The organism is Chelatococcus asaccharovorans, assembly GCF_003201475.1.
GTDB classification, from domain to species: domain Bacteria; phylum Pseudomonadota; class Alphaproteobacteria; order Rhizobiales; family Beijerinckiaceae; genus Chelatococcus; species Chelatococcus asaccharovorans.
Window position 1 is genome coordinate 102,861 of the sequence record NZ_QJJK01000003.1, and the last position, 26,695, is coordinate 129,555.

Consider the following 26,695-nt stretch of genomic DNA (forward strand, 5'->3'; position numbering starts at 1 on the left):
GCCAGATGGAGACTGCGGACATGAATCTTCGCGGCAAGGGCGCCCTCGCGCTCTGGAACGGTATCGATCCTGCCCGACGTGCCGAATACGATCTCTGGCACACGCGCGAGCACGTGCCGGAACGCGTCGCAGTACCCGGCATGATCGGCGCGCGCCGTTACGTGCGCGTCGCTGGGCCTCTGCCGGAGTATCTCACGCTCTACGACATGGCGGACACCCATGTCCTGTCGAGCGAAGCCTATCTCCGGCTGCTGAACAACCCGACGCCGTGGTCGAAGAGCATGCGGCCGTCGTTCCGCGGCTTCATGCGCCTGTGCTGCAGGCGGGAACTGTCGATCGGGGGCGGCCTTGGTGCAGCCCTTGGCGCGGCGGTTCTGGCGGATGGGCCAGCGCTCAGTTCCTCGGCCTTCCTCGCGGCGGTCAGGGGCCTGACGTCACAGCCCGGCATCGTCGCCGTCCATCTCCTCGTGCGTGAGGAAGCCGTCCCCGACGTGCCGTTCACCATCGGTGGCGATGCCCCCGACTTCCCCCGCGGCGGGGCCTTGCTATTGGAAGGCTATGACGATGACGCGCTCGCAGCCTGCTTTTCCGCCGTTAAGGCCGCGCTCGAAGCGCTCGCTGGAACCGCCTCCGGACTGACCAGCTACAGGCTCGCCTGCGCGGTGGACCGCGACAGCCTCGAACGGCTGACGCCCGTTAAAGCGCCGGCATCCGTGCTTCACCCCGAGACCGGAACGCTCTCGTCGCGCGCATAGCCGATCAAACTCGCTAGAGCATAATCCGACCGGAGTGAAACGAGGATCGATAAGATTATGCTTGAAATAAAAGAGGTTAGAGCGCCGATCTGATGCAATCAGATCGAAACGCGCTCGAGGTTGCGCCATCGTTTTCCCCTGTGCGTGGCTCTCAGCAACGCCATCTGGCCCTATCGCCAGAAAACGGATGGGTCTGCTTTGAGAAACTGCAAAGGGAGCCTCTCCGGCCGATATTGGGGCGCAGGCCTGGCCGATCGAGCGGATCGCCGAACCGCTGATCTCCCCGATATCGCCTGAATCGTGAGAGCGCCTAGAGCATTTTCGCGTTTCTCCGAATCGCGAAAATGCTCCATGTCTTTGTTTTAGCGCATTTTCTTCACGCGAACCGGTGTCCACTTCGCTCGAAAATGCTCTAGCCAAGTTCCAGGGTCGTCACGCCGTATAACGCGGGCGCGAGGGGTATCGGGTTGCCCCGATACATGCGCGTTGTCTCAAATCCGGGCCGAAGGCCTGCGTTCAACAGGAAGCCGATGAACGCCTGTCGCGCGGCGGGAACGTCGATGAAGATGTCGCCATCGACAGAGACCGCAAGATGCTGAACGAGTGCCGCAGCCGTCCTGTCGTCGATCGCCGTGAGCCCGCCGATCTTCCAACCCGATCGGCACCGACGCGCCACGCCGTACCCCGTGACGGCATCATGCGCGGCGGCGACACAGGCAAGATGCGGAGGCGCAAGCCAGCGTGCGAGAAACCCGTCCCGTTGCTCCGGGAAACTTCTGCGATCGAAGGTCAAAACGTCGGGCAAGAGAGCGGGCGTAACGGCCGTCAGCGTTCCGCCATCAATAGGACGACCAGCAAGGCGGCCACCGAAACGGATGGTTCGGTAAGCTGGAGCAAAGCCCTTTCGGCGGTAGTTGTCGAACTGTGCGTCGACCCCATCGAGGCCGATTGTGCGCCCGTCGAGATACGCCATGCCTTCGTCCCAGACGGCTTTCCCGTAACCGCGGCCGCGCATGTCCGCGCGGCTTATATAGAGCCCGAGGAAGCCGTAGGATGTTCCGTAGGCAACGGCCGAGATGCCGGCGACCATCTCGCCATCGACAAACGCACCGATGAAACCTTGGGCGTCCGTCGCATGGAACGCAGCAGCGTCATTGAGCCCGGGATTCCAGCCCTCAGCATGAGCCCAGCCGATGAGTTGCTCGACTTCGATCACCGTGAGCCTACGGACAAGGCACTCGCTCATGGTCCCACCGCCTCCGGCACTGAGATAGGCACGCGTCCAAGCTAACGCCCGCGATCAGCGTTGCCTAGTGGAGCGAATTTGACATTTGAGTCCCGCCTGACATCAAGCTCCAAATCAAATGTCAAATTCAAAAGCTCCACTAGAACCAATAACTTGCTAGTGGTTTTCTTGACTCCGACATTGGCTCCGAGGGTGCTATCGGGCGGATGCAAATGTCGGAGTCGAACCACTAGGCGGTACGTACCGCAATGCGCGCGACTATTTGCCGAGAAATATCTCTGCCGCCAGAGATGATGGGCCGGCCGAGGCCACCGCCAATCGTCGCCGCCTGGGCCAAGGCTTGTCCCAAGGCTTGTGCCAAGGCGGGAATCACCGCGCTGACATTCCATGATTTTCGTGGGTCCGCGGTCACCCGTTTGGCCCTCGCCGGCGCCAGTGTGCCCGAGATCGCGACCATCACCGGGCATACCCTGCGGGACGTGCAGGAGATCCTCGACGCGCATGATCTGAGCCGCGATGTGACCATGGCGGAGAGCGCTGTCAGGAAGCTCGAGGAGTGGTCGAAGGGGGCTGAAACGAGAACAGATTTTTCAAAATTTTCTCAAAATGCCGTTTCCGGTCCAACCTTAAAAATGGGAAAAACGTAATGATTACAATTGGCTGGGGGACCTGGATTCGAACCAGGACTAACGGAGTCAGAGTCCGCAGTTCTACCGTTAAACTATCCCCCAACTAAGCTGCTGATATTGTTATTCTTTTCCGGCGTTTTTTTCAATCAACCCGGAAAATTTTTCAATCCAGCGCGTTGGTGGGGTCCTGATAAGTGCTTTTTTGTTCCCCGTCAATCCCGTTCGACAACCTTCATCCTGGCCCTTGCGGACTCGGCAATATCGATCTGATCGCGGAACCGGGTGTACCTCTGAACCATCGGGAGGCTCATACCTATGTCGTTTGAGACTGCGTCTGCATCATAGCCAGCCTTCAGGCGCACAAGGACGCCTGCGCCTCGCAGCCCGTGTATCGTTGGCCCGCGGACGTCTTCGGGGTCGATATCCCATTGATACTTTCTCACCTGTGCAGCGAGCCACTCGCGCCACGTCTCGCACAGTTGTTTGCCGGCTGGAGTCTCGTTGAGCCATCGGCCCCATCTCGCCCGAAGCCGATCGGGCGTGTAGGGCTGCGCACGAGGTGTATAGAGGTAAAGGTCGTCTCGATACCTTTCGATCGGGGCTTTCCAGCGACTATTCTCGAAGCGGATCGGCGTCTCGGCCCAACGATCCAGCTCGAATGCATCAGCTGTGGATAACGGGACGCGAAATGCCCTGCGCTTGCGCCGCGTCTTCTGAGGTCGGCACCAGATCCCATTCCCGTCGCGCTGCTCTGGGCCCATCCTCACGAGATCGCTCTCGCGCTGGCACGTCATAACGCCAAGCTTCACCAAGCGAACGAGGTCCGCTGGCGCGTTCTCGATGACGTAAGTGCGAGCCCACTCCGGCCACGGGACATGTCCGCGATCGGGGATATCCAGGTCCTTCACGTGCTCGAACGGGTTGTGCGGTGTTTTCCCAAGGAGCCCTAACGGAATGCCCCATGCCCAGATTGTGCGGCCCACGCTCACCATCTGGTTCGCCATCACCGGCGTGCCCCTAATCGAATCGCGGAGAAGCTTAACGGCGAAAGGGGAGAGATCCTTTGCAGGGGATAGTCCCCATCCTTCTGGGTTCTCAAACCGCCTCATATGGACTTCATAGGTCGCCTGCGTTCCTTCGCCTAAGCTCTTGAACTCCTCGCTCTCTCGGTACTCCGAGACCAACCGCGAGACTGATCCGGGGGGGCGCTGTGGGTCAATGCTCCCCTTCGCTTCGACTGCCGCCCAGAAGGCTTTGAATGCCGTGTCGGTCGGCTTTGCCATTGGGTCGCCGGGCAATGCCTCCCGCGCACCTTGCTGCCGCGTGTTCCGGTTCGGAACCCAATAATAGTAGACCTTGCCCTTAGCCGAGCGGACCCACTGCACTTCAGGAGGCAGCGAGATCACGGCGGCGACCTTTTTTCGGGGCATTGCGGTACAACTCAGCGGCGGCATAGTAGCGCTTCATCGTATCCTCCTCGGACATGGTTTCAACCGAGCTCGAGTTCACGAGCTTGGCGCCGCTCAATGCGGCGTCCACGTCGGCCCATCGCCACCTCGGGGTTGTTGTCGGGAACCCCGGCGACGGCTTCGGGAGTCGTCCCTCCGCGACCCACTTGTCCCATGTGTCAGGAGATATGCGCAGTTCGGCCGCACCAACCTCTCTGTCAACGTATGCCGGCGTTCTCGTGGGGAGCCGCAGGCTGTCCTTCCTGGCGCCCACTACTACGCCTCCTCATTCTCTTCTTTGAGAACGTCGGCTGCCCAGCTCCAGGCCAATTTCTTGGTGCCTTTTGCCTCGCCGTGGAACTGATAGTGAAGACCCAGCCGCTTGGCGGTAGCGTCGAGGATCTTTCCGACGCTCTTGCGCGGCTTAAAGAGCCGACCCCTTGCCGAATTTCCCACCATTGCAAGAACCCCATGCCGGCCGGGCCCACCCCGGCGCGGGACATCGGTTTACCGTCAGCTCGCGTAGGTTCATCGCCGCTGCTCCAGGGCATTGGTCGCGTTGATGTGCAGAAGCCGTATCCCCGACCGCCCATTCTCGAGAAGCTGGCAGGCACGCAAAGAGAGACCGATTTTCGCAGCCATCTCTCTCTGCGTCAGTCCCAACGCCTTCCGAACCGCTGATAAATCATCTGGGCTCAATGGGCTTCTCCCGCGCCACCCGAAACGCCGCCTCAGCCGCCGGCCGGATCAACTCCCGGATCTCGCGCCGATATTGCCCGCTGCAGTTCTCCCAGCGAAAGTGATTGCGTTCCTTGTTGACCTGGTGGAACGCGGCGGCTGCGGCTTCGACGGCTTGATCGAGCAATGTGTCCATCTCACCCTCCCAACTTCGCGCACCAATCGATGCGCCGCGGGCAGTACCCGGCCAGGCAATCATACGGCATTGCGAGCCCGCGCTCGATCATGATGTCGGCGACGTCCCGGCCACGGAAATGGACCCGCGCGAGAGTGCGCCGGTATCGGTCTTTGGCGCCGGCGCGCTCGATACTGACGCCTTGGGCAACCATCTGGCGCATGGCCGCGGTAGCTCTGTCTCCCAACCGCTTCTCGGCCGGGCAACGCGCGTCGAAGGTCTCAGGGGCATCGAGCCCGATGATCCTGATGCGCTCGCGACCAACCGCGATCGTGTCGCCGTCGAGCGCATGGATGCGCTCTTGAGCGGCGGCTGGCGTGGCCAACAGGAGGGCAAGGAAGGCGGCGAGGATCATCGCTTTTCCTTACCACCCTTGTTCCGCCACGGCGCCTGCTGCTCCCAATCGCCGGCCATGATGCAGCCGTAGGGCTCGATCACGTCGGAGACATCGGCCAGACGGTACTTCTCGATCTGCGCGCGCACCGAGGCGGCGTTCTTGTAGGCTGCGGGCAGCTCGGAAAGATCAGGGATGCCGCAGTAGAAGCGGGCGTCAATGCCCGCCGGTATCTCCGGAGTGTTATCGCGTAGAAATGCCTTTCGGCCCATGTTGCGGCCAGCGCCGTGCGGCGCGAAGCCAAGTGCTTCCTTACGGTCGCGATGCGACACGATCAGGATCGGCTCTGCCATGTTGAGCGGTATGAGAGTGCGGCCGTCATCGTCTTCCGAAAAGCCGGCCCACGACGGGGTCGCGCCCTTGCCGTGATAGAACAGGCCATCGGACTTCTGGAAGACGAAGTTATGCTCGTTCCAGAAGCGGTCGACGACGGCGTTCCCGATCCGCTTGGCAACCAGATCGTGAAGGGCGAAATGGCTCGCCTTCGTCCAGCGCCTTACCCACTGGAGTGCCGACCAGTACGCCTCGCCATCGGCGCTCGACGCCTTGATCCAGGCGTTGTGACTTGGCACCTTCGGCGCGGTGATCGCAGTATGCTTCTTGGCGACTGCCATCCCTCGCTTGTAGAGCTGGGCGCCGAAACCGCGCGAGCCATGGTGGGTGACGAGCGCAATCTGCCCTGTCGAAGCCAGTCGGCCGACATAGGCGAAGTGGTTGCCGTCGCCCTGGCTCCCGAAGTGCCCAAGCGCCATGTTCTCCAATCCCCTGAGGAAGGGGTTATCGAAGGCCTCCGCGAACTCGCGCGGCAGTTGGAGCATGTCCTTGCGCCCTCCCGGCCCGAAGTGCGTGACCGCTTGCATGGCGTCGAGAACGACCTTCGGATCGTCGCCGCGCTTGAACAAGGTCATCGCGACCGAGCAGCAGATGTCGGCCGAGTGGAAGCCGGGATGGATTGCGTCCTTGCACGCGACCGCTCCGCCGACGGGTATCGTGCCTTCCTGCATGCCAGAGGGGCAGGCGTCGGGCATAACGGCGCCAGAGACGATGGTTGGCACGCGCATGAGGGCGTCCATATGCGCCACGACATCGGCGGCATTGGCCCGTTCGGCTTCGGTGTCTGCATCCAGGAACACGCCATAGTCGATCGCGTTTGTCCGCATCAGCGTGGTCACCGGCACCAGCGACTGGATGTCCGAGAAAATGGCATCATCGTTCGCGCCACCTGCGCGCATCTGTTTTGCGCGATCGATCGCAGCCTTAAAATACTCGCCCGGCTTGAAACCCCACGCAATCAGGGTGGCGCCGGTGATTGGGGTGGTCATTGTATCAATCCTTTGGCTGGGCGAGAGCGGCACCGTATAGCGCCTTCACGATCCGTCCGCGACGGTCATGGTATGGTTCCCAGTCGCGAACCCGTCGTCGGTGCTCGTCATCGCTCACGGCGCTGACCAGATCGCAATCTACGATCTTCGCCTCGCTGTAAGGCCAGCCTGCGACCGACAAATAGCCAGTGTCATAGTCGGCGTAGTCGAGCAGTCATTCCTCGCCGGCTGGGCCGGTGTCGGACAATGTCGCCGCGACGAAACTGGTGTGTATTAATGTGAGCCATGCCTCGCCTCTGGTTCGATCCTGTTGATTTCAGGGTTTCCGACACCGTCCGCCGTACCGTTACGAGCATGGAGGAGGAAGCGCGCATTCTCCTTGATAAGTGGCCGGATGAGGTAGAGGTGGCGCCGGCCCGAGTCGCTGCGATGGAAGCATGTCAAGCTGCGATCAACAGTCAGGCGCCCGAGGATGTTGAGGCAGCGCGGCATATTTTCTACAACGCTGCCGACCTCGCTGGGATGACAAAATCTGATACCCATATTGTAGCATTTGGCGCGCCGCATGAGGTATTATTTGAAGAGCGGAAGGGTGCCGGGCGGGGGAGGTGGTATGGGGATTACTTTGCCCGCCCATGTCCCCGCCTCCACAAAACCGCCGCCAGGCTTGGGCTCGAACTTGGGACATGTGCATGATCCGCCGAGCGCGCTGCTCCCAGAATAGGGGCACGCCGCGATAATTGAGCGTTGTTGATCGGCAGAGAAGAACCCGCAGGTTTTATGCAGTGGTACGGCAGGCTGGCCGGGGCAAGTGAAAGCTATGAAACCCGAGATGCCACCTTCCGGCGACTGAAGCGTCGCTTTGCGTCCGGGTGGCAGGCGGAGCGCCGCGAATTGGCGACCCGCTATCGGCATGAACGGGCTAAACCGCGTGTCCGGCATGGTAGCGTCGCGGATCGCGATACCTGATACGTCACCTTTACACGCATTTGATAGTTCGACAGTTGTTTGGTTCGGATCCTGGACATGTGCCAAGCAGCCGCAGGGTTGCAGCAGTGGCCCTGTTGTGATCGGTGGCATCGCTGACTGCCAGATCACGGAGACGGGCGGGATTGTCGGTGGGGGCGGCGGCGGGGTATCAAGTGCAGGGGCTCTCACCTCGCAGCTATATGAGCGCTGGGTGCCGTATAGAACGGTGATCGCTGCCGTAATGCCCTTCTTGCCATCCCGAGTCAGCATGATGTTTCGTTTGCCCCAAGCTATCTCGCTGTTTGGCGGTAAAATAAAACCCTCAGCGCCCCCTTGACGCCGCCCTCCAATCAACTCGGCCTCTTGAATAATACTCGCGCCGGGGCCGGGAGGCCGCCAGCTTATTGTAATAACGACAACGTTGGGATCTTGATTAGGTTTTGCATAGCAAGATAACCCCTCAGATTCCGTCATGCACGCCTCCCAGGCGGCGATTGCTTGTGACGACAGAGCTCGTTGGGCTTCAAATCGATATGTGGCGGCCTGATCTGCGCTTGAGCTTGAACCGCAGTTTTCAGATTTCCAGCTTTGATATGACGAGTCAGATTGCGCAACCTCTGCGTCAAATATTCCGTACGATACACCCCCGCTCAGCGAGCCGCTAGATTTCGCATCGTTAAAAGAAGAGTTGCAAAATTGATTAGTCATGGCGGATTTTGCGGACGATTTATTAACTACATCATGACTATTCATCAAACTACGGTTTAATATACTGTCGCACTGCTGCGCCTGCAAACTTGTGGTTGCTAAGAAGGTGACAACCACCGAAACGCACAGTCTCGCGAATTGATTTTTCATTCTGCCCCTCCCGGTCAGAAAAAATAGGACTTAGAATCAGGCGGGTTCAAAACCTTGTCAAGAATGGATCAGCACTTATGAGTGCGCCTTAGACCAAAATGACTTTCGCCCGAGGCGTTCGCTAGATCGTTCCATAGCTGATAGATTATTGCCCATCAGTGCCTTAATCAGCTTGCCCACTGTGGTCAGTCCTAAGGCCCCTCGTCGTCGCGATCTCATCCGTTTCGGTTCGGGTGCAGTTTCTGCCGCAATAATCAGTGCTGGTCGAGCCGTTGGAGTTGCTGAAATAGTCCGCGCTCAGAGGGCACAGCCGAACGAGCTGATGCGTCCATACCGGGCCGCCGGACAAGAACTCGGCTACCCGATATACTCCATCGATCCCGCCCATCAGGAAGCCTGTCGAGCATGACAGGACATCGGCAAGCAGGAAGGTCTTTGCTTCACTCGTTGTCATGGGCGTTCGCCCTCCCAATCGCAGGTATCACAAGCGAAAAATGAGCTGGTGCAGTAGCCACACGCCGGGTTGACGTGGCAGGAGCAGCCGTCGCCGACGTGGCGAAAACAAGCCCGAGATGCCCACACTCAGGGCACGGGCCGCCTTCCTCTGGCTCTGCAACAGGCTCAGGCGCGGGACCGCAGGCAGACCAACTGCAAACCCGGCATTTGATCCCGGTCGGATTTAAAATACTGCCCGTCCACTCGACGGTGTCGGTGTTGCAGCGGGCGCAGATCATTCGGCGCGATCCTTGCTGTGGTGCAGAGCTGCCGCCATGCGCCCAAACCGGGCGTTGAACTGACGTGAAAGCTCTTCGCGAAGTTTGTCGGCCTCCTTCTGAAAGCGCTCCGCTATAATTTCATTCAGGCGCTGCTTGACAACTTGGGCGGCAATCTCCTCAATTTTCGGCATCATATATTCTCGAAGGCGGGAGCGTATATCCAACTCGACCTTCTCAATGATCCGGGACTGGATCGTATCGACAACGTCACGGTTCGGCGCGTCAAAGCGCCTCTCGATGGTCGCCGCGATCTTGGCGATCGCAGATCTGGCGATCTCGACTTCAAGCCCAGGCTGGCGCTCCAGGATCTCCCGGAGCACGTCCGCCGTCACGATAATTCGGGGTGCCGCGGTATCCGCTGGAGTGTCATTCATAACTTCACCACCAGTTGGGAGATGAGATAGGCCAAACAAACGGCCCATGATGTAAACATACATCGCGATAGCGTCTAAATTTCGGATTCAGCAATACTTGTCTACTCGTCGATCTTTGGTCCCGAGAAAAGGTTCGCAACCACGCAAATGAGGAGGACGACGGCTGCAGTGACTGGAAGTGTCCAGACGAACAAGTGCACGGCTTATGCCTCGTATTGCCTACGCCCAGCGGCCCCAATGACTTCCAGGCGACCGCGCGATACAACGCCGAGAACTGCTGTAGCGACAGCTTCGCGATAGACGGGAAGATACTTGGCCTTATACGCGACCATCCCGGCACGGTATCGCTCCTCCGCCCTGCGGCCGAACATCGCCAGGAAGCCTCTCCCGTCGTCAGCGGAGATAGGCGGCGGCTTCACGCGATCCTGCAGAGCTGGGTGCGAGATCGCGGCGGGGTCGATGGCATAAAGATTCCCGGCGCTTAGCACTGCGCGTTCTTCGCCCGCCGACAGATGCAAGGCGATGCTCGTAAGCTGGTCGAGAGCTGGTGCTTCCTGGTACATGCAAAGGCCCGCGAGCCGGCTGCCATCGAGGCCCCGTAGCGTCAGCCTCAGGGCGCCGTGTCCCTCTGCCGCGATGTCGTGCGCAAGCGAAGCTTCAATCACCAGGCTGTCGCCTGTGATGCAGACCGGCTCACCGCGCGCCAGGGCAGACACATTCGCGGCCCCAACTACAGCGGCGGCAATCACGGCGGCGCGCTTTAGCACTCGCCTTGTTCGCCTCTCGCGCGGTTTTCGATCGAACAGTTTGACGCGGTCGAGCCGCGCAATCGCGTGCTGGAGCTGCAGGTCGCGAAAGATGTCCTCTTGCACCTCCTCGACATTCTCTGGGCCCTCAACCCGGTTAGCGGCGAGCATGCGTACCAGCTTCCTGAGGTGCAGGACCTCATCGGACCGCTTGGCATACCGCCGAATGGCGCGCGGGCTGGTGAGATGGCGCATCGCCCGAGGCGTGGGGGTCATGTTGCGCCGCAGGCGCCAGTGGTCGCGGAAATCCTTGGCGCAGCCGCCTTTCGTCTCGTCCTCGTAGTTCCAATCGGCCAAGAGGACGGCGATCTCGTTTATGGTCCGCAATATTCCGTTCATGCCGTAGAGCGTGAGTGTTGAACGTCGCGGCTCGGGCACTTGCGAGAGCAGCGTATGAGCATAGCGCTCGATCTCCAGGCAGATTTCCCGCCGGCTATTTAGACCCCGCCATTCAAGCCCCCCGATGATTTCCATGAGGCGATCGGGATCGGCATAAAGCCGGCAAACCACGCTTGCCATATCGGTGATCTCGCCGCATTCACCCGCGTTGTCGATGAAATACTCAGCGCGGTCGGGGAGGGCAGTGGTTCGCACGTCCATCTCAGCCACCCCGCATAGGTTTGACCGCGACGCTCTGAGATATGGCGATCTCTTTGGCGTTGCGGCTGACGCGGGACTTGCGCACCGGTTCGGCTGGCGTCTTCACGACATCGCCGGATCCGGACGACACGAAGCGTGAGAGATCCTCGTCCTTGATCATGAGCGCGCGATGCTTCCTGGCATCTGTCGCGTCGCTGAGTGGGGTCTTGCGAGGCGGCAGCAGACCAAAGCCACGCGGCTCCACGATGAAGAACGTAAGCCCTTCGGCCATCTTCTTCTCGATGATGGCCTCCATTTCGTCGTCCTGGTCCTCGGTCCAGGTAATCGACGTGTCGCCCTGTTCGTTCAGAAGCGTGAGGGCGCGCGTGACTTCAGCCGCGGCGCTCATGTTACGACACCTGATTGCCAGGCTCGCCCACGTAAGGCTCGAACATCCAGCTCTCGTCCCAGTGCGCGACGACGTTTGTGTCGTACATTTTGATCGTTCGCATATCCAATCGGGCGCCGTACCCACGGGTCGAAGTCTCGCCGTTCCAGTGATACGTCCCATCTTGGGTCGCTACGACGAGATGCGGCTTCCCTTCGCCTCGCATTGCCATGCCCTTGCGGGGCGTCACGAGGTCCCCGGGCTTGAAGGGGCAGGGCGCCCGATAGCGCTCGTACACTTCCCGGAGCGTTGCAATTTGCGCCTCGGGCAAGATGGAGGACCTATCATTGTCCTCATCGTCCCGCTCGGCTCCCAACGCGCCTGGGTATATGCCTAGTCCAGTGATCTTCATGATAGTTCTCCGAAGAGGGATAAGTGACGGCGGGAACTCCGGTCTCGGGAGGCAGTGAGAGCCCCCGCCGTCGATCAGCCCCATGGGGGAGGGTGGGGCCGATTAGACTTCGTTGACCGCCCTAAGGACCTGTTCCGTCTTATCCAGGCCCTTCTTGGAGCTCTCGGCTCCGGCTGCGGCGATGTTTTTGACCGTCGAAAGGTCCTCGGCTTGCTTGCGGAAGCTGCCTCGGACACGGTCATCAAGGCGCTTGAGCTGCCCCGAAAGATCATCCGTCGAGACGTCAACCTCACCGAAAGCCTCTCGGATGATGTCGATCAGGCCGTCAGCCAGTCGATCCCGCGCGGTCGGCTCGTTTTCCTTCGGCTCCAGCAACTCCTGGTGCCGCTTCATACCCAGTGCCGAGACATAGAGGTCCTCTGCGCTGAGTGAGGCCCGGCTTTCCGACAGCATGGCGAGCTTAGCTCGCTCGACCACCTCACGGATCATCGCCGGGATCTGGCCGGCTACAAGATCGGCGACACCTGTCAGATCGGTGTCCTCAGGCAGAAGGTTGCCCGCATAAGCCTTGATGACACGCACTGCCGTTGCGGCATCGGGCGGCTGGATCGAGATCACTGCGTCGAACCGACCGGGCCGAAGGAGAGCGCGATCGATCTTGTCGATGAAGTTGGTGGTCAGGACGACCATCATCTCCATATCTTTCGTGATCAGGCCGTCGAGCATGTTGACGAGATCATTGACCTCTTCGTCTTCGCGATCGGCCGCCCGGTCGATATCTTCCGCGAAGATCACGCAAGGCTGGTAGGCCTTCGCGAACTCAATGGCTGCCTTAAGGCCCTGCGAGCGATTCAGCATCACGAACGTCCAGCCGTTGTCGATCGCGACCTTGGCGGTAACGCGGGCTGTGAGTGTCTTGCCGGTGCCATAGCGACCTTCCAGCAAGATGCCGCGCTTCAACGGGATCTTGTGCTTCCGGCACGCTGCCGTATTCCGAAGAGGCGACAGGATGTTCGTCCTGATCAGCGCTTCCGTCTCGGCCGTATGGATCATCTGGCTTTCAGTCACGCCCGCCAGGTCCATGAATTCAGGCTGCTGGCTGAGGCTGATATCGCCATCGTCGTCGACCAGGAGGCTGATCGCCCGCCCCCGATAAATCGACGCTTCCCGCATGAACTGCCGGGCCCGGTTGGCGATCTCGATCAGGATCGTGCGGTCCTTGCGCCGAACTTCGCCCTTAATGTAAGCGCCGCCACCGAAGAGACCGACGATAACCGGAGCCGAGACATTCGGGAGCGACATTTGACCAACCGGGACCTGGACGCGGTCAGCGACGTGCGGGCCCGTGATGACGGTCAAAAGGTCGGGTTTAATCTCCCCGAAGAAAGTCATGCGGCTCTGGGCCAACACAACGCCATAGATGTCCTGCATCGCGCGGTTGAGTGCCACGATGGCGTCCCAGGCAGGTCCCGCGACCGTCTCCGTGACGTCGAAGACTTGCTCCTCTTGCTCTTTGATCCGCTGGATCGTGCGGATCGCGTCGTCATAACCCATGCGTGTCGGATCGCCTGGTAGCACGATCTCTTTGCCGTCGTGGCGGACCTGCGTATCGACGGTTGACCAGTCGGTCTTGACAGGTGACATGCTGTTCATCATTTTCCTCGTTGCTTAGTGGCCTGGCCTCGGTTCTCCGGGGCCTCTTTTTTGCGGCTATGGCCGCTTCTCTCCGGCCCGACCGCGTAACTGCGATCGCAACCGACTGAGCTCGTAACTTTTCAATTTCACGCCCTTGTGGATCGGGATGCGGAAGCGCTTTCCCTCGCTGTCGAAGGCCAGGATGGTGTGCCGGCCGCCGTCCTCGATTTTGATATTTCGGGCACCTTCGCGATTAACGAGCCGCAAGGCCTCCCTCAGGGTTCGCTGCACAGCGACCTCCTGGCTTGGAGCACCACAGCCCGACCGTGCTCGCGGTTTCCACTCACTTCGTGAAGGCGGCACGCGACCCTGAACGGGTCGACCCCCAGCCGTCTCCAGAACTTCAATTCACCGATGCGATGCTGGGCTTCATTACCCTCGCGGTGGCATATCGCGCATAGAGGAAGCGCCCACCTGTCAGCCGGCTTGATGCCGACGCCGGTCTCAAGCTTGCGGTATGCCGCGCTCGCCATCCTGAGGTGCGCGGCCTCGCCGCATGGCTCGCAGCCGCACCCAAGGCATGGCAGTTCCCGAAGGAACGCCAAGTGCCTCTCGGACTTCCCCGACCTGGCAACGCGCCGCTTAGTTGCGGGCTGCTTCAGCAGGGCACCGAGCTGGGCCGGCCGGAGTGTCATCAGTGCGCCCCGGACGTGGCGTGAACCTCGCGTGGTTCGCCAGTGCGTTCAACGTCCAATGCGGCATCAATGCATTGGTGTACAAAGTCCAACGTCTCTGCTTGCCGACCGCTGGGAGCTTTCACAATGGCATCCGCGGCAACGATTGCGAGCGCGCCAAAGAGGACAGTCGCATGTAGGGCGGATTCTCCGTTGACCTTCTCACCGCGGATCTCGGCGTATGCCGAAATCGTTTGCTCAAGCAGGCCGGCAAGACAGCGTTCACACATGACGGGGGTCCTTATTTGGCCCTTTCGTCCGACGATCCAGGCAGGCTGGGATCTCCAGTTCTTCGGGCGTTGGCTTGGGACGGATGTTTGGATGCGGTGGCAGCTTTGGCGTTGCTGCAGAAATCGATTGCCGGTCTCTCCCGGCTGTCACGCCCGCCCTTGTGGGGCCGCTGACGTTGGCGCCGGCTGTCCGTCCGGTCGGGTTCGAGATCACCGAAGGTTGCCCCTCTCCCTCGAACTCAGCCGAGCTTGGCTCGACCATTGCGGGCCTTTCGGTTGCCGCCTCACATGCCCTATTTGGCAAGGATACCGTGTCCATCCCGCGCGAACCTGTGGCAGTGACCGTTACGGTGACAGTGTCACTGTCCACTTCTACGGAGATGGAAACTTTCGAGCCCATCAGAACCACACCCGTCGATGGAAGAGGACAGCGGGTCCGGCGATGTAGGGGAGCGCCTCGGGATCGACTTCAGGGTTCCACGCCAGCGCGTTGGCGCGATAAACCTCGGTCGCCGCTTCGTTGCGCGGCAAGTCTTTCAACAAGCCGATTTCGTCGACGAACATATCGCAGTGGCATTTCTGGACGAGCACGCTCACGTGCTCCATCCGACCACCCTCGAGATGTGGCTCTATCAGAGCCTTAAGCGCCTCGAAGCCTGGCTCTGCCGGGAGATCCGTCTCGTGGGTCTCGCACGTGCCGTCGGCCCGAAGGATCTCGAAGACCGTCTTCATGCCTCGGCCCTTCGGGAGCGACCCATGATGAAGTCTGGCTTCATGGTGCCGTTGGGCGGGCAGACGGCAAGAATGTGCCAGCCGTCATCAAGCCGACGCTGCACGTCCCAGAGGTCCGCATTCGGGATCTGCTCGACCTCGCTGATCGACAAAAGGGACTGATCGGGCACATGGACATGCAGGTGATGCTCGTCGCCGCGCTCGTCGGTTCCGCGGGTCCGATAGGCGTGCTCGAAATGCGTGATCTCGAAACGCACGCCATTGCGGGTTAGACATCCGCCATGCGTCGCGAGATCGACTAGAATTTCCTCTGATAAATGGAAGTAGGGCGCCTTCTCGTCCGCCTCTTTCCATTCGGGGAGATTGAGCTGACGCACGCCCTGCCGGAGATCTTCCCACTTGTCTCTTGGGAGTTCGCGGATGGTTGTGGAAGCCTTCCAGTCCAGGTGGATCATCGCAAGCATCACACAGCCTCCAGGTGGCGCTGCAGCCCTGTCAGTCCGCCGTGACTGATCCATGCATCGACAACTTCAGGCGAACCCCAGCAGCCGCCGGGCGCCTCGTTGTAGAGAAACTGCACGTAGTCAAAGAGGAGGTGGCGGTTCATGGCGTCGGCACGTGCGCACGCCTCGCGCAGATCGTTGGACAGAACGGCAGTCAGGAAGCCACCTGGCTGTATCCCGTGTTCGATGTAGCGCCGGAGGGCGTCGCGGCAGTAAACGTGCTGCAAGGCGTTCCAATTGATGTCATCGGTGTTCATCGGACGGACTCCGGGACTTGCTCGCGCAGAGACATCGAGAACGCCATCACTTCGCCTTCAGGTGCGTCTCCTCGCGTGCGCTTGAGGTGCGCCGCATAAAGGTTACGGATGGGCTCGCGATCGTCGGGAAATACTTCCGAGATCTCGTCATCGAACTGCAGCGCGATGGCCTTGACCTCGTCCTCAGTCTTCGCCTGCTCCAGCGCATAGCTGTAGCGATGGAGCAGCGGTGCTGTGGCGTCCGGCGCGTCAGGGTCGTCCAAAGGGTTATCCTCGAAGGGATTGTCCTTCGGCAGAGCTGTGACGCGATCAACCTCCCGGTATTCGGTGCGCTCCAGCGAGATTTCTTTCGCCTCATCGGGCGTCACCAGGCCGAGGATGACCTCGGGACACCAGCGCCGCGCCCATGCGCGGGATGCGTAGTAGAAGAACTGCTGGTCGGTATCCGCTACCCACAGGGGGCTGTTCTTGACCTTGATGTCCTTGAACTTCGGGCTGTCGTAAGTCCTGATTTCGCCCGACCGAAATTCGCCTGTGATCCGGCACGAGCGATCCGCGCCCTCGCCGAAATACTCGACCTTCAGGAGCCCCTTCAGACCCGCGCGCGCATTCACGACCGCGTTGATGAGCTGCGCCTCGTAGGCGATGATGTCGTTCACCAGGTAGGATTTGGACGCCACCGCGAAGGGGTCCATCTCCCACCGCAAAGCCCGCATCAGGATCGCAAAGCACACGCCAGGCTCTTTGCGGCAGTGCTTCGGCACCGCCGGGCCGGCATTCGCCATCAGCTCAGCCGCCTTCAGGACTTCGCCCATCGACCTGGGCGCGAGCGTCCCCCCGCCCTGGGTCTGCTGTATCGGCACCCCTTCCGAGCGCGTTATCTGCATGCTCATGCTGCCGCCCTTCCGAGCCATACCGGCCATTCTTCATCGGCAATGACGTGCACCGGGTTCGCATCCACCCAGATGTCGTCACCGAAAACCTCGTTGTATTTGCGCCAGCTGCGCAGCCCGGCATCGACGTCCTGCCGGGCCATCTCAAAGGCCCGCGTGTCGGTGTTGAACTGCAGCGCGCGGGCGATGGGGCTGCCTTCGGCCTGGTAGAATACCCACACCCACGTGAACTGCTGCGCCGCCACGACCTTCGTCAGCCAAGCCTCGGAGTGATCTCCGAAGACCTTTTTGGATTCCACGAAGCCGGCGATTTGCTCTCGCGCGTCGATGTAGTGTGCCGCTTGGACGTCATAACGCCGCTGGGCGATGGTATTCATGATCGCCCGGTCGATCGGCATATCGCGCGCATTCCGGAATGACTTGAGGTCAATCACGGCACGGGGCTTCAGGTAGTCAAAGCGTGCCTTGCACCGAACGCCATCGCGTGTCCAAAACACCGACACCTCGGGCATTCCGCCTGTAAACGCCTTCGCGAGATGCGGGTTCTTCGTGATCATCTTCGACGATATAGAAATCTCGTCGTAGGTTTCAGGCTTTAGGACTTCGCGCCCTTGGGCCAATACCTCGGCTTGTTCCACGATGCGATCCCACACGGGCGCGCTCGCATCGGCCGAAAGCACGCGCTTGACCAGCTCCGCCTTGGCACCGGTCTGCGCGAACCCGCGCTGGAGCAGCCAGCGCTTCAGGTCGTCGATAGTGACGAGGAGATCCTCAAAGTCACTCTTGCTCGGTCCGCGGAAGTATCGCGCCTCGAACGCGCCGCGCCCCTCACAGATCAGGGCATGGAATGCGCGCCCCCACAGTAGCGCTTCGGATTCTGACCGCTCCTGCGCGACCGGGTTCCGCTGCGAATGCCACCACCATTCCGCGGGCGAGATCAACAGGCGCCGGATGTCTGTTGAGCCAAGCGCGTCATCCGCGTGGTACTCATCCGCATCCAGGTTGAAATAGACGCCGTCAGCGTGCCGGATGGGAGATGGTTTCATGCTGGCACCTCAGCGTGCGCCTCGCGGATGCGGGCGATCAGGGGCATGACGTTCGAGGGGTCTGGGGAGATCCCGTCGGAGAGCGCGAGAGCCCTTGCGAGAAAGGCGTTGTCGCGCGGTAGACCGGCTTCGATCAGAACCGTCAGTACGAACTCGATCTGGTCGAGCCGCATCGCGTCTGCCCGCGAAACCGTCCTGAGCGCGTAGATGCCGTAAATGCGGGGATCGATGCCGGAGAGGCGAAGCTCAACCTCCATGCCGATCGCTACACTCGGAAGGCGCTTTTCCCGATAGCTTTGGACACTCCGCTCCAGGCTCTTGGGGGCCCGGTTCGCGAAGAGCCGGGCTGCATCGTCAATTCCCTGGATGTCAGTTTGCCAATCCATCATCTCTGCCCTTTGAGAATGATGTAATCGTACATCGATACGCATCGGCGTCAATGTCAAAATACATCAAAAATGGCGAAGCCGCGATGTACGCTTGGCGCTAAAAGCCCGATGAAAACTGTGGACAAGTCTGCGCGCGCGTATGCGAGCGCTCGCGCGGAAACACGAACCTATAAACCTATATCGTAGGGCTCTACGATGAACGTGTAGCTTAGCTCCCAACGTTGAAGCGCGTAGCGCTCTTCATCAGGGTTGAAGCAAAACCAGAAATGTAGTGAAGTTCAGAGGTTCCGCGCGAGAACTGAGTGGCGGCCCAAGTTCACACTTGGACGACTGCGCTAGCTTTCGCGGGGTAGCCGGTTTCTGCGGAGCACGTCGCGCACGTACCAGATCTGAGCGATCGACGAATGATCGATCGGGAGGGATACATCAGGCATACCCGCGACGTTCTTCGGGATGGGTTCGTAGAGATCGACAAACAGCTTACGCTGCCGTTGCGTCACGTGACGAAGCGTCCATTCCGTCAAGCCGCCGTCATAGGCGCGCTCGACCAAAACCTGCATTCCATCAAAAGGCTCGATCTCGATATCGCTGAGCCGGTAGGCGATTAGATAGAACCCTCGCGGAACACCACCACCCAAGCCGGAATCGTCGTCCATGCGAAATGCGCTTGGCGTTGCCCCGCCGAACCTGCTATCAGGAACGACTTCGACCGTTTCCTCCAACTCCATTACACGCCCCCTAAAAATCCCGACAGCTACTCCAGCCGTGACCTGAATTTTGGACACAGCCGGCGCGATCAGCTTAACAGGGGGCGGATTTGCGCCGCTCAATCTTTCGAGAGGCACGTTCAGACCGCGGGCAATGGCTTGCGCCTTGTCAATGCCAGGCGCCTTGATCCTGCCGGCGGCGATTTGGATCAGGTAGGTTTCCTTCAGACCGGACCGTCGCGCGACCTCGCGCAGCGATAAGTCGCGGCTCTGGATGAGATCGCGAAGGAGCTGCGGATCGATCGAGTAATTCGGGCCCTTGGCTCTGGTCATGGCGATGGCCATTAGACCGACCCGCGCGATCGGTTCAATCCGGCCGCGACCGAGCGCAATGATGTACAACGCGCTTGACTTTGATGTATGATTACATCATAGCTTTGGCTCATGATCACACCGCGCTCCTCCATCAAGGCCACACTTGTCGCCGAACTACGGGCCCATGTGGATGCCGTAATGGAGGCGCATGGATGCGCCCTTTCGGGCGTTGCTGCACGCGTCGGGATATGCCAGCGGCTAGTTCGCAACATGATCGGGGGCGGCGGGTTCACGATCGACCTCTACGAGCGTCTCAGGCGTAGGCTCTCCATCCTTCAAGAACTGCCACGCGGGGATCGAAATTCGACCCGCGCAGAAGTTCTCAGGCTTGACGAAGGCGAGTCGAGCCCTCCTGAAGAAGGAGCCCTCCCTCAATGACACGCAAATCTTTGCAAGACTGCAAAAAATCTTTGCAGGCCGCCCAAGTCCTCGCTGATCGCGTGGTCGAAAGCGAGGCCCGCCGAACCGGGGAGGGCACGGTCGAGGCCCTCAGCTCTGCAGCGAGCCGGTTCGGGTTCCCGCGTAGCTTCTTCTGGGCGCTCCGCTACCGGCCCCGTGACATCAAGACAGAATGGTTCGAGCGGCTGTTGGCGATCTATGCCCAGCTCGTCGAGGACGAGATACGCCGTTTGGAGCAGGACATCCTTTTCGTGAAGGCAACCGTTGGGAAGACCAATGCTGTGGCTAAGGCTCGTCTGGATGAGGCTGAAGCTCTGGTGGTCGAAGCTCGGCATAAACTGAGGGAAGACGATGGCCGAGGATCAAGCGTCGAACGTGGATCTGGACGAGAACAAGTTCTTCACGCATCTGCGTGAGATCGAGAGCGCGGAGCGGCGCAAGGATGAGTGCGTCTCCGGCCTGCGGAACGCCAGGAAGCTGGCGCAAGGCGCTGGGGTCAGCCTCAAGGAGTTTGACCTCATCCGCAAGCTCAACGGTTTCACCCGCGATGAGCTGATGTCGCTGATCAATCGGCTCATCCAATACGCAAAGTATCTGCGCACGCCAGTCATCCAGCAGCTTGAGATGTTCCGCCCCGAAGAGGCTTCGGAGGACGAGATGCTCGACGAGGCCTACGGGAAGGGCGTCGTCGCCGGGAAACGCGGCGTCGAGACAGCTGCGAACCCTTGGACGCTCGACAACCCGCTCGGACAGCGCTGGGAGGCTGGCCGCCTGGACGGCGCCAAGCTGTTGCAAGCCGCGTAGTGCTGCTGGCGATCGACCCCGGACGCAGCCTTGGCTTTGCTTCGGAGCACAGCAGGGGCATCAAGACCGGGGTTCAGTCCCTGACCGGATCTAGCGAAGGCGCTGTGTTCCTCGCTGCCCGGCAATGGATGCGGGAGGCCCTGATGGGCCCCATCCACGAAGTGATACTGGAAGCGCCAATCCTCCCTCACGGTAAGACCGTCTCGATCGCCTCCAGGCTCGTGTTGTTTGGTATTCGCGCCCACCTGATCGCGGTCGCGCACGAACGCAACGTGTCGGTCACGGAGGTCGAGCCCGCAAAATGGCGGAAGCCCTTCCTGGGCTGCGCGCGGGCTCCAAGGGGCGTCAAGGACGGCAGGGCCTGGCTGAAAGCCCGTGCCCTGGAGGAGTGCAGGCTGCGCGGGTTCGATGTGTCCGGGCCGGACGAGGCCGAAGCGGCAGGCATTTTGGTGTGGGCTCAGGGGCGCCGGTCGAACCATGGACAACAGCGAGATCTTTTCCCAGATCGCCTCGGGGCATGATCTTTCCGGCACGTCCTGGACGGATGGCCGTCGCGAAGCTGCCCTGCGGCTTTGGGACCGCGGGGCAACTTTCTCGGAAATTGGGACGATCCTAAGCGTCAGCCGCTCGGCTGTGGCGGGCTTCATCGATCGCTGCATCAAGAAAGGTATGACAGTGCGCCGGCCGAAGGATTGCGGCCAACTCTTCCGCGGCCGAAAACGCTCTCGGCGCAGCCCGGCGCCCTCGTCTTCGTCGAAATCAGCCATAGTGCAGCGGCGTCCGGCTGAGTTTGTCAATCGCATCTCGCTCGTGCCCGAGCCCGAGCCAGATCGCCCTGTCGATCTGATGGGACTGCGTGATCGTCATTGCCGGTATCCGCTTTGGTCGTTCCAAGCGTCACCAGGCCTGTTCTGCGGACAGCCTCGGAGCGGAATCCGCCCCTACTGTGCTGCTCACTGCGAGGTCGCCTATCGGCCAGCACCAGCCAAGGGAGCGCCCAATGGTCGCTAGAGGTGCAACGTACGAGCGAGCCGAGCGCGACTTCTATGTCACGCCGGCTTGGGTGACCGAGGTCGTGGCGAGTCAGCATGCCTTTCGGCCGGTGATCTGGGAGCCTGCCTGTGGGAACGGCGCGATCATGGAGGCGCTCGGGAAACGCGGGCACACCGTCTACGGCTCCGACATCGAGCCGGTCGGTATCCCGCAGGCAAAACGGCTCAATTTTCTCACCGAGGCCTGCCCTTGGCCGATCGACGCCGACATCGTCACGAACCCGCCCTATGGCCGGCAGGGGCGCATTGCCGAGGCCTTTATCCATCGAGCCCTGGAATACACGCGGGGGCACATGGGCTCAGTCGCCATGTTGCTGGCGGTTGATTTCGACAGCGCTAAGACGCGCGCGCGCTTCTTCCGCGAGCATCCTGCCTTCTGCCGAAAAATCGTTCTCACGCGCCGCATCGTCTGGATCGAGCGCGACGGTGCCAGTCCCTCGCAAAACCATGCCTGGTTCGTCTGGAATTGGCGAAGCTCAGGCCAAAAGCTCTTGAGCTATGGAGGCTGACGATGCGGACGTTCGCAGCACAGGTGGCAGCTCGTGTGCCCGAGGCCGTGGTGGTTGAGCAGATCCTGAAGTCGACCGGAATGCGCGTGCCCGCTCACCGGCAGCAGCCGTCCCGTTGGCGCGGGCGGGACTTCTATCCGCTTGGCACGGCGATGCGGCTCGTGGAAAGCCACGGTGAGATCGTGGTCAGCACGACGCTTCGGTTGCTTTGCGAAGTCGGCTTTTCCGACGGCCCGCGCGCGGATCTCGTTCGGTCATTGGCTGAGATCGTCCGCATGAACCCCCTCTGGGTGAAGGATTGGCGCGGTCTTGTGACGGCCCTTCGTGGGCTCAGGATAGACCGCTTGCGAGCAGAGGCCAGGAAACTTGGCACACCCGGAGCCCTGACGCGCTTGCTCGTTCAAGATCTTACGGTCGTGCTTGGGAGCGGGCGATGACGATCGGCGTGGTCGAGGCCATCCAAGCGGGCTGGCGCCGGGGCATGAACACAGCCGAGATCGCAGCCTGTCTGCGAGTCAGCGAGGCCTTTGTCTACAACGCTCTGGCGAGGATCAGAGATGCCCAGCGATATCGAAAGCCTGCGGGACGAGAACGAGCGCCTGCGAACGCGCATCGCGGAGCTGGAAGACGCCCTGTTCTCCGCTGACGCGGTCCCGGCCTGCCTCGGGCTTACACGCAGCGAAAGCAACATGATGCGCATGCTGATGGCGCGACCCATGGTAACACGCCGGGTCCTGCTCGGCGGACTGTACAGCCACTTGCCGAAAGATGAGCGACCGAATCCGCAAGTATTCGACGTGTTCGTGATGCGGATACGGCGGAAGCTTCGTCGATTTCGCATCCCCATTCAGACCGTCCGGGCAAAGGGATGGTCACTCCCCCCTAAATCCCGCGCTCGCCTGCGCGCGCTTGCGGAGAAGGAAGCCGATGTCTGAGATCCGTCAGTTTCTCGCGACCAAGATCTGCCTGGTATGCGGAAAGCCCGCTTCATTCGGCTTCGGGGTACGTCTAACCGAGGGAAAGCTCGGACGTTGGTACTGCGCCGATCACCGCGAGGACCAGCCAAAGACGCGGGAGAGCGCAAAGAAATGAGCACGTCCGCGCGTGGCCGCTACGACCCCGACGAAATTGACGATCTGAAGTCTCGCACACCGCTGTCCTCTATTTTTGCACGGTTTGGCATCCGCGTGCGTGCATCCGGCAGAGCCCAGATGTGCTCTTGCCCATTTCACGCCGAGCGCACCCCGAGCTGTTTGGTCGACGACAAGCGCGGGACGTTCAAGTGCTTTGGTTGCGGCGCGGCTGGTGACCATATCGATGCCCTCGTGCATCTCCGGGGCGTCAGCTTCCGTGAGGCAGTCGAGGAGCTGGGAGGTGTACGGAGGCTTACCCCTGACCAAAAGCGCGCGGTGCTGGAACGCCGCGAGGAGATTGAAGCTGAGGAACAGCGGGAGCGAGAGAAATCACGCGCTTTGGTGGTGCGCCAGTTCGATGAGGGGCAACAGATCGGCGGCACGCTGGTTGAGGCGTATCTCAAGGCGCGGGCGCTTTTCGTCTCTCCCACCTGGACTTTTGATCTGCGTTTCCATCCGGCTCTACGTTATACCGGCTTTGCGGACGCCAACACTGATGAGCCCACTCGGCTTGGTGAATTCCCTGCCATGCTGGCCGCCATCCGGGATGTCCGCGGCGACCTGATTGGTGTCCATCGCACTTATCTGGACTCGTCCGGTCAACAGAAGCTGACACCTCCGGGCGATCTCCGGCGCAACAAGGCCAAGAAAGTGCTCGGCGAGATGCGGGGCGGGATGATCCGTCTGTCGCCCCCGTCGCGGCACCTGGCGATGGGCGAGGGTATCGAGACGTCCCGGTCATGGTACGATCTCGGATATGGCGGGGATGGCATCTCCATCGCATCGGCCGTGTCGCTCGGGAACCTCAGTGGCGGCGCCACCGGCTCGATCAAGCATCCAAGCCGCGAGAAAGCCCTGATACCAAACGGTGAACCGGACCCGGATCGACCGGGCGTCGTACTCCCGATCGAAATTGAGGAGGTGACGCTCATCGGTGACGGGGACAGCGACGAGGCCATGACGCGGGCCCGCCTGCTTGTTGCCGGGAGGCGATTCCAGGACCTTGGCCGACAAGTCTTCTACTGCATGGCGCCGGGCGGCAAGGACTTCAACGACGTTCTGAGGGAGCAGGTATGATTCTCCCAACATCGCTCGCGGCCTTCTGCGTCACACACCCGCTGCTTTCTGAGACCGCCACGCTGGCGCTGATGAGGCGAAGCCCGGAGCCCGAAGATTGGCGAAGCCTCCTGCGAGGGCGGCGTCCGCCAGTCCGCTTCGTTCATGAAAAAGCCACGTGCCCGCTGTGCCGCCAGCCGACCTACGACATGGGAGCCTGGTGGCCGGTCGCTGGGCCCGCGACGCATAACCGATTCTGGCATGCGTGCTGCGTCCAGACATGGCGAAACTGGACAGCATATTCGGATCTCGGCGGATATCTTTCTGCCCGCCAGAACTGGAAATGCGCCATCTCGGGCGAGCCGCTGCAGATCATCCGCGAACGCCAGATCGACCAACCGGATGGCACGACAGAGATGATGGCCACACGTTACGCGACGCGCATCGAGATCGACCACCGTATCCCTCTGTGGCAGGTGCGTGCCGAGGCCGAGAGCCACCGCTGGCCCGACATCTTACGATACTGGGGCCCAAGCAATCTGCAGGTCCTTTTGCCGGCGATGCATGTGGCGAAGACCAAGCAGGAAGCCGCTGATCGCGCTCGCGCGAGGGTGGCGGCATGACCGACCTTCCTCCAATCCAGAGCTTCGAGGATTTCGAGAGCGCATCAGCTCCCCTCGTGACGGCGCCCTTTAGATCATCGTTCGGCGCCATGACCGTCAACGAGGTGCTGACCCTGACAATAGAGGAGCGTTGGCTCGTCCGGGGCTTTCTGCAGGAGACGGGGTTCTCGGTCGTCTTCGGTCCACCTGGCACAGCGAAAACATTCTTCCTGCTCGACGTGGCGTTGCACGTGGCGCTCGGCTGGACCTGGATGGGGTACGACGTGCGGCAGGCTGGCGTCATCTATGTCTCGGCCGAGGGCCAGTGGGGGGTGCCTAAGCGGTTCCAAGCCTGGGCACAGGAGCACGGGGCTCCGACCGGCGCACCCTTCATCCTGATGACCAAGCGCGTGAACCTTCTCGACCCCGAATCCGTGCTGGAGTTCATTCGCGAGGTCGAACATCTCGGGAAAACCATGCTGATCCGGCCCGGCCTGATCGTCTTCGATACGCTGGCTCGATCGATGCCGGGTGCAAACGAGAACGCCGAGGGCATGAGCCTGGCGGTCGAGGCAATCCAGCGCATCTCCGAAACGACCCGCACGCAAGTCGTGGCCGTGCACCATACCGGAAAGGACCGGGAGAGGGGCGCGCGCGGCTGGTCTGGCCTGAAGGGGGCAGTGGATGCGGAGATTGAACTCCAGAAGGACGAGTCCCGGCTCATCACAGCGCGTGCGTCTAAGGTGAAGGATGAGGCTGACGGATCTCGCGTGAGGTTCCGCCTGAAGCGCCTGGTCATCAAAGAGGATGCCCTCGGCAGGGAGATCTCGTCCTGCGTGATCGTGCCGACTGATGAGACCGAGCGCGTCCAGCGGCCTGAGACCCGCCTCGTCGAGAAAAACAAGATCGCCTACCAGTGCTTGGTGCAGGCCATCCTCGATAGCGGCACCGACGGAGCGCCGGGCGGCGGCAAGCGCGTGAAATGGCAGATCTGGCGGGACGCGTGCCGGCGCGGTGGGCTTCTGTTCACTGAAGACGACGCGAAATTCGACAAGGTCTTCGCGGCGGCCGGCACACATTTGCGGTCTCGCGGCATTATCGGAGTGGAGGCCCCCTGGGTATGGATATGCAAGTGACGACCTGGACCCCAGGGGACGTTCTACTGCGCTTTATCGAGGCGGCGGATACCGAGCGACGCCTACCCGTTCATATCGGGCCGGCCGGCTACCGATCCCAGATGCCAGAAGTCCTCCGCGAGACCTGGGCGGATGCGAACTCGCAAGAGGAGACACGGGAAAAGCAGGAATGGCACCAGTCTCTCACGCGCTTGGCGCGGCCGAAGCGTGACGCGATCCGCAGGGCCGAAGAGGCCGCTGACTGGCATATTCGCTACCTCGACAAGGTCATCGCGCGAACGCTTTGGCGCTTTTGCTTCTGCCGGATCTTCGGGACGTCATTCCAGGACGTCTGTAGGGCCCGCGGCTGGGTGCCAAGAACCGCCTACCGTCGCCTCGAGAAGGGGCTGAAGGCGATTAGCGACGGGCTCAACCAGAGCAAAGCCGGCTTCGAGAGCGCTGACCTCGACCATCTCGCATCGCTTGGTCTTATCGATCCTGATTCGCTCGCCCCGGATGCCTCACCAAAGCACTGGAGCGACGGCGAACCGCGACAGACCGGGCCCGAAGGGCTGATTTATGTGCGCTTGCGGCGGACGAAACGTGACAAGAAAAAACGCAAGCGCGGGAAACGCTTGCGTTCTTGATTGAATGC

34 protein-coding genes, 1 tRNA gene and 1 pseudogene are annotated in these 26,695 nt (G+C 61.1%); 14 read left to right on the forward strand and 22 right to left on the reverse strand.

Going from position 1 to position 26,695, the window contains the following annotated elements; genetic code table 11:
• Positions 1 to 20 precede the first annotated feature (20 nt).
• Positions 21 to 755: a hypothetical protein gene (locus C7450_RS33885; protein ID WP_170147135.1), complete on the forward strand. Its 735-nt coding sequence runs from the start codon at positions 21 to 23 to the stop codon at positions 753 to 755.
• A gap of 412 nt (positions 756 to 1,167) precedes the next feature.
• Here the strand turns inward: C7450_RS33885 and C7450_RS07875 are convergent, their stop codons facing one another.
• Positions 1,168 to 2,001: a GNAT family N-acetyltransferase gene (locus tag C7450_RS07875; RefSeq protein WP_110373887.1), complete on the reverse strand. Its 834-nt coding sequence runs from the start codon at positions 1,999 to 2,001 to the stop codon at positions 1,168 to 1,170.
• A gap of 248 nt (positions 2,002 to 2,249) precedes the next feature.
• Between C7450_RS07875 and C7450_RS07880 the strand changes: the two genes are divergently transcribed.
• A complete protein-coding gene (locus C7450_RS07880) occupies positions 2,250 to 2,648 on the forward strand; it encodes a site-specific integrase (RefSeq protein ID WP_110373888.1) in 399 nt (132 codons plus the stop codon).
• A gap of 10 nt (positions 2,649 to 2,658) precedes the next feature.
• On the opposite strand, the gene C7450_RS07885 is transcribed toward C7450_RS07880, so the two are convergent.
• The 6 genes from C7450_RS07885 to C7450_RS07920 all read right to left on the reverse strand — a co-directional run bounded on the left by C7450_RS07885 (position 2,659) and on the right by C7450_RS07920 (position 6,707).
• A tRNA-Gln gene (locus C7450_RS07885) sits at positions 2,659 to 2,732 on the reverse strand.
• A gap of 110 nt (positions 2,733 to 2,842) precedes the next feature.
• On the reverse strand, positions 2,843 to 4,084 hold the full coding sequence (locus C7450_RS07890; RefSeq protein ID WP_146227289.1) for a site-specific integrase: 1,242 nt from the start codon (positions 4,082 to 4,084) through the stop codon (positions 2,843 to 2,845).
• 522 nt (positions 4,085 to 4,606) lie between these two features.
• Positions 4,607 to 4,777 (reverse strand): helix-turn-helix domain-containing protein, encoded by a 171-nt coding sequence (locus C7450_RS35065; protein WP_425351158.1) that lies wholly within the window; start codon positions 4,775 to 4,777, stop codon positions 4,607 to 4,609.
• Positions 4,764 to 4,952 (reverse strand): hypothetical protein, encoded by a 189-nt coding sequence (locus tag C7450_RS07910; protein ID WP_110373893.1) that lies wholly within the window; start codon positions 4,950 to 4,952, stop codon positions 4,764 to 4,766. Before C7450_RS07910 ends, C7450_RS35065 begins: the two co-directional genes overlap by 14 nt.
• A 1-nt stretch (position 4,953) precedes the next feature.
• On the reverse strand, positions 4,954 to 5,346 hold the full coding sequence (locus C7450_RS07915) for a thermonuclease family protein (RefSeq protein ID WP_110373894.1): 393 nt from the start codon (positions 5,344 to 5,346) through the stop codon (positions 4,954 to 4,956).
• Positions 5,343 to 6,707, reverse strand: a complete 1,365-nt coding sequence (locus tag C7450_RS07920) for an RtcB family protein (protein ID WP_110373895.1) — start codon at positions 6,705 to 6,707, stop codon at positions 5,343 to 5,345. Before C7450_RS07920 ends, C7450_RS07915 begins: the two co-directional genes overlap by 4 nt.
• Before the next feature lie 285 nt (positions 6,708 to 6,992).
• On the opposite strand from C7450_RS07920, the pseudogene C7450_RS35070 reads away from it, so the two are divergent.
• Positions 6,993 to 7,217 (forward strand): annotated as a pseudogene (locus C7450_RS35070) (DUF982 domain-containing protein); the annotation flags it as partial.
• 63 nt (positions 7,218 to 7,280) lie between these two features.
• Here the strand turns inward: C7450_RS35070 and C7450_RS34460 are convergent.
• From C7450_RS34460 to C7450_RS08005, 15 genes are all read right to left on the reverse strand, one after another.
• The gene (locus C7450_RS34460) at positions 7,281 to 8,534 is read right to left on the reverse strand and encodes a hypothetical protein (protein WP_245449533.1); all 1,254 of its coding nucleotides are present in this window, start codon (positions 8,532 to 8,534) and stop codon (positions 7,281 to 7,283) included.
• 163 nt (positions 8,535 to 8,697) lie between these two features.
• Positions 8,698 to 8,988, reverse strand: coding sequence for a DUF7736 domain-containing protein (locus C7450_RS35305; RefSeq protein WP_110373897.1), 291 nt, complete (start codon positions 8,986 to 8,988; stop codon positions 8,698 to 8,700).
• 276 nt (positions 8,989 to 9,264) lie between these two features.
• Positions 9,265 to 9,747 (reverse strand): hypothetical protein, encoded by a 483-nt coding sequence (locus C7450_RS07935; protein WP_146227290.1) that lies wholly within the window; start codon positions 9,745 to 9,747, stop codon positions 9,265 to 9,267.
• A 140-nt stretch (positions 9,748 to 9,887) separates the two neighbouring features.
• Positions 9,888 to 11,090: a hypothetical protein gene (locus C7450_RS07940; RefSeq protein WP_110373899.1), complete on the reverse strand. Its 1,203-nt coding sequence runs from the start codon at positions 11,088 to 11,090 to the stop codon at positions 9,888 to 9,890.
• A 1-nt stretch (position 11,091) separates the two neighbouring features.
• Complete coding sequence (locus C7450_RS07945; protein ID WP_110373900.1) at positions 11,092 to 11,478, reverse strand: hypothetical protein; 387 nt, start codon at positions 11,476 to 11,478, stop codon at positions 11,092 to 11,094.
• A gap of 1 nt (position 11,479) precedes the next feature.
• A complete protein-coding gene (locus C7450_RS07950; RefSeq protein ID WP_110373901.1) occupies positions 11,480 to 11,869 on the reverse strand; it encodes a hypothetical protein in 390 nt (129 codons plus the stop codon).
• A gap of 102 nt (positions 11,870 to 11,971) precedes the next feature.
• The gene (locus C7450_RS07955) at positions 11,972 to 13,513 is read right to left on the reverse strand and encodes an AAA family ATPase (RefSeq protein WP_245449535.1); all 1,542 of its coding nucleotides are present in this window, start codon (positions 13,511 to 13,513) and stop codon (positions 11,972 to 11,974) included.
• A gap of 66 nt (positions 13,514 to 13,579) precedes the next feature.
• Positions 13,580 to 13,795 carry a hypothetical protein gene (locus C7450_RS07960; RefSeq protein WP_110373902.1) on the reverse strand — a complete coding sequence of 72 codons (216 nt, stop codon included), beginning with the start codon at positions 13,793 to 13,795 and terminating at the stop codon, positions 13,580 to 13,582.
• 1,072 nt (positions 13,796 to 14,867) lie between these two features.
• Positions 14,868 to 15,200, reverse strand: a complete 333-nt coding sequence (locus C7450_RS07975; RefSeq protein WP_110373905.1) for a hypothetical protein — start codon at positions 15,198 to 15,200, stop codon at positions 14,868 to 14,870.
• Positions 15,197 to 15,664, reverse strand: coding sequence for a hypothetical protein (locus C7450_RS07980; protein WP_110373906.1), 468 nt, complete (start codon positions 15,662 to 15,664; stop codon positions 15,197 to 15,199). The genes C7450_RS07975 and C7450_RS07980 overlap by 4 nt, the downstream gene beginning before the upstream one ends.
• Positions 15,664 to 15,960: a hypothetical protein gene (locus C7450_RS07985; RefSeq protein WP_110373907.1), complete on the reverse strand. Its 297-nt coding sequence runs from the start codon at positions 15,958 to 15,960 to the stop codon at positions 15,664 to 15,666. The genes C7450_RS07980 and C7450_RS07985 overlap by 1 nt, the downstream gene beginning before the upstream one ends.
• Positions 15,957 to 16,853: a recombinase RecT gene (locus C7450_RS07990; RefSeq protein WP_170147137.1), complete on the reverse strand. Its 897-nt coding sequence runs from the start codon at positions 16,851 to 16,853 to the stop codon at positions 15,957 to 15,959. The genes C7450_RS07985 and C7450_RS07990 overlap by 4 nt, the downstream gene beginning before the upstream one ends.
• Positions 16,850 to 17,794, reverse strand: a complete 945-nt coding sequence (locus C7450_RS07995) for a PD-(D/E)XK nuclease-like domain-containing protein (RefSeq protein ID WP_170147138.1) — start codon at positions 17,792 to 17,794, stop codon at positions 16,850 to 16,852. Before C7450_RS07995 ends, C7450_RS07990 begins: the two co-directional genes overlap by 4 nt.
• 101 nt (positions 17,795 to 17,895) lie before the next feature.
• Positions 17,896 to 18,285, reverse strand: a complete 390-nt coding sequence (locus tag C7450_RS08000; RefSeq protein ID WP_146227291.1) for a hypothetical protein — start codon at positions 18,283 to 18,285, stop codon at positions 17,896 to 17,898.
• Between the two features lie 338 nt (positions 18,286 to 18,623).
• Positions 18,624 to 19,340 carry a helix-turn-helix domain-containing protein gene (locus tag C7450_RS08005; protein ID WP_146227292.1) on the reverse strand — a complete coding sequence of 239 codons (717 nt, stop codon included), beginning with the start codon at positions 19,338 to 19,340 and terminating at the stop codon, positions 18,624 to 18,626.
• 404 nt (positions 19,341 to 19,744) lie between these two features.
• On the opposite strand from C7450_RS08005, the gene C7450_RS33480 reads away from it, so the two are divergent.
• The 11 genes from C7450_RS33480 to C7450_RS08055 all read left to right on the forward strand — a co-directional run bounded on the left by C7450_RS33480 (position 19,745) and on the right by C7450_RS08055 (position 26,687).
• Positions 19,745 to 20,185, forward strand: a complete 441-nt coding sequence (locus C7450_RS33480; protein ID WP_146227293.1) for a hypothetical protein — start codon at positions 19,745 to 19,747, stop codon at positions 20,183 to 20,185.
• Positions 20,121 to 20,573: a hypothetical protein gene (locus tag C7450_RS08015; protein WP_110373913.1), complete on the forward strand. Its 453-nt coding sequence runs from the start codon at positions 20,121 to 20,123 to the stop codon at positions 20,571 to 20,573. Before C7450_RS33480 ends, C7450_RS08015 begins: the two co-directional genes overlap by 65 nt.
• Positions 20,573 to 21,094 carry a hypothetical protein gene (locus tag C7450_RS33485; RefSeq protein WP_146227294.1) on the forward strand — a complete coding sequence of 174 codons (522 nt, stop codon included), beginning with the start codon at positions 20,573 to 20,575 and terminating at the stop codon, positions 21,092 to 21,094. The genes C7450_RS08015 and C7450_RS33485 overlap by 1 nt, the downstream gene beginning before the upstream one ends.
• The gene (locus tag C7450_RS35075) at positions 21,051 to 21,584 is read left to right on the forward strand and encodes a GcrA family cell cycle regulator (protein WP_170147139.1); all 534 of its coding nucleotides are present in this window, start codon (positions 21,051 to 21,053) and stop codon (positions 21,582 to 21,584) included. Before C7450_RS33485 ends, C7450_RS35075 begins: the two co-directional genes overlap by 44 nt.
• Complete coding sequence (locus C7450_RS08025) at positions 21,574 to 22,134, forward strand: TRM11 family methyltransferase (protein WP_110373915.1); 561 nt, start codon at positions 21,574 to 21,576, stop codon at positions 22,132 to 22,134. The genes C7450_RS35075 and C7450_RS08025 overlap by 11 nt, the downstream gene beginning before the upstream one ends.
• Before the next feature lie 2 nt (positions 22,135 to 22,136).
• Positions 22,137 to 22,571, forward strand: coding sequence for a hypothetical protein (locus tag C7450_RS08030; RefSeq protein ID WP_110373916.1), 435 nt, complete (start codon positions 22,137 to 22,139; stop codon positions 22,569 to 22,571).
• A gap of 120 nt (positions 22,572 to 22,691) precedes the next feature.
• Complete coding sequence (locus C7450_RS08035) at positions 22,692 to 23,069, forward strand: coiled-coil domain-containing protein (protein ID WP_110373917.1); 378 nt, start codon at positions 22,692 to 22,694, stop codon at positions 23,067 to 23,069.
• Between the two features lie 153 nt (positions 23,070 to 23,222).
• Positions 23,223 to 24,344, forward strand: coding sequence for a DUF7146 domain-containing protein (locus C7450_RS08040; protein WP_170147140.1), 1,122 nt, complete (start codon positions 23,223 to 23,225; stop codon positions 24,342 to 24,344).
• Positions 24,341 to 24,946, forward strand: coding sequence for a hypothetical protein (locus tag C7450_RS08045; RefSeq protein ID WP_110373919.1), 606 nt, complete (start codon positions 24,341 to 24,343; stop codon positions 24,944 to 24,946). Before C7450_RS08040 ends, C7450_RS08045 begins: the two co-directional genes overlap by 4 nt.
• On the forward strand, positions 24,943 to 26,061 hold the full coding sequence (locus C7450_RS08050; RefSeq protein WP_110373920.1) for an AAA family ATPase: 1,119 nt from the start codon (positions 24,943 to 24,945) through the stop codon (positions 26,059 to 26,061). The genes C7450_RS08045 and C7450_RS08050 overlap by 4 nt, the downstream gene beginning before the upstream one ends.
• The gene (locus C7450_RS08055; protein ID WP_110373921.1) at positions 26,058 to 26,687 is read left to right on the forward strand and encodes a DUF6362 family protein; all 630 of its coding nucleotides are present in this window, start codon (positions 26,058 to 26,060) and stop codon (positions 26,685 to 26,687) included. The genes C7450_RS08050 and C7450_RS08055 overlap by 4 nt, the downstream gene beginning before the upstream one ends.
• The last annotated feature ends 8 nt before the right edge of the window (positions 26,688 to 26,695 follow it).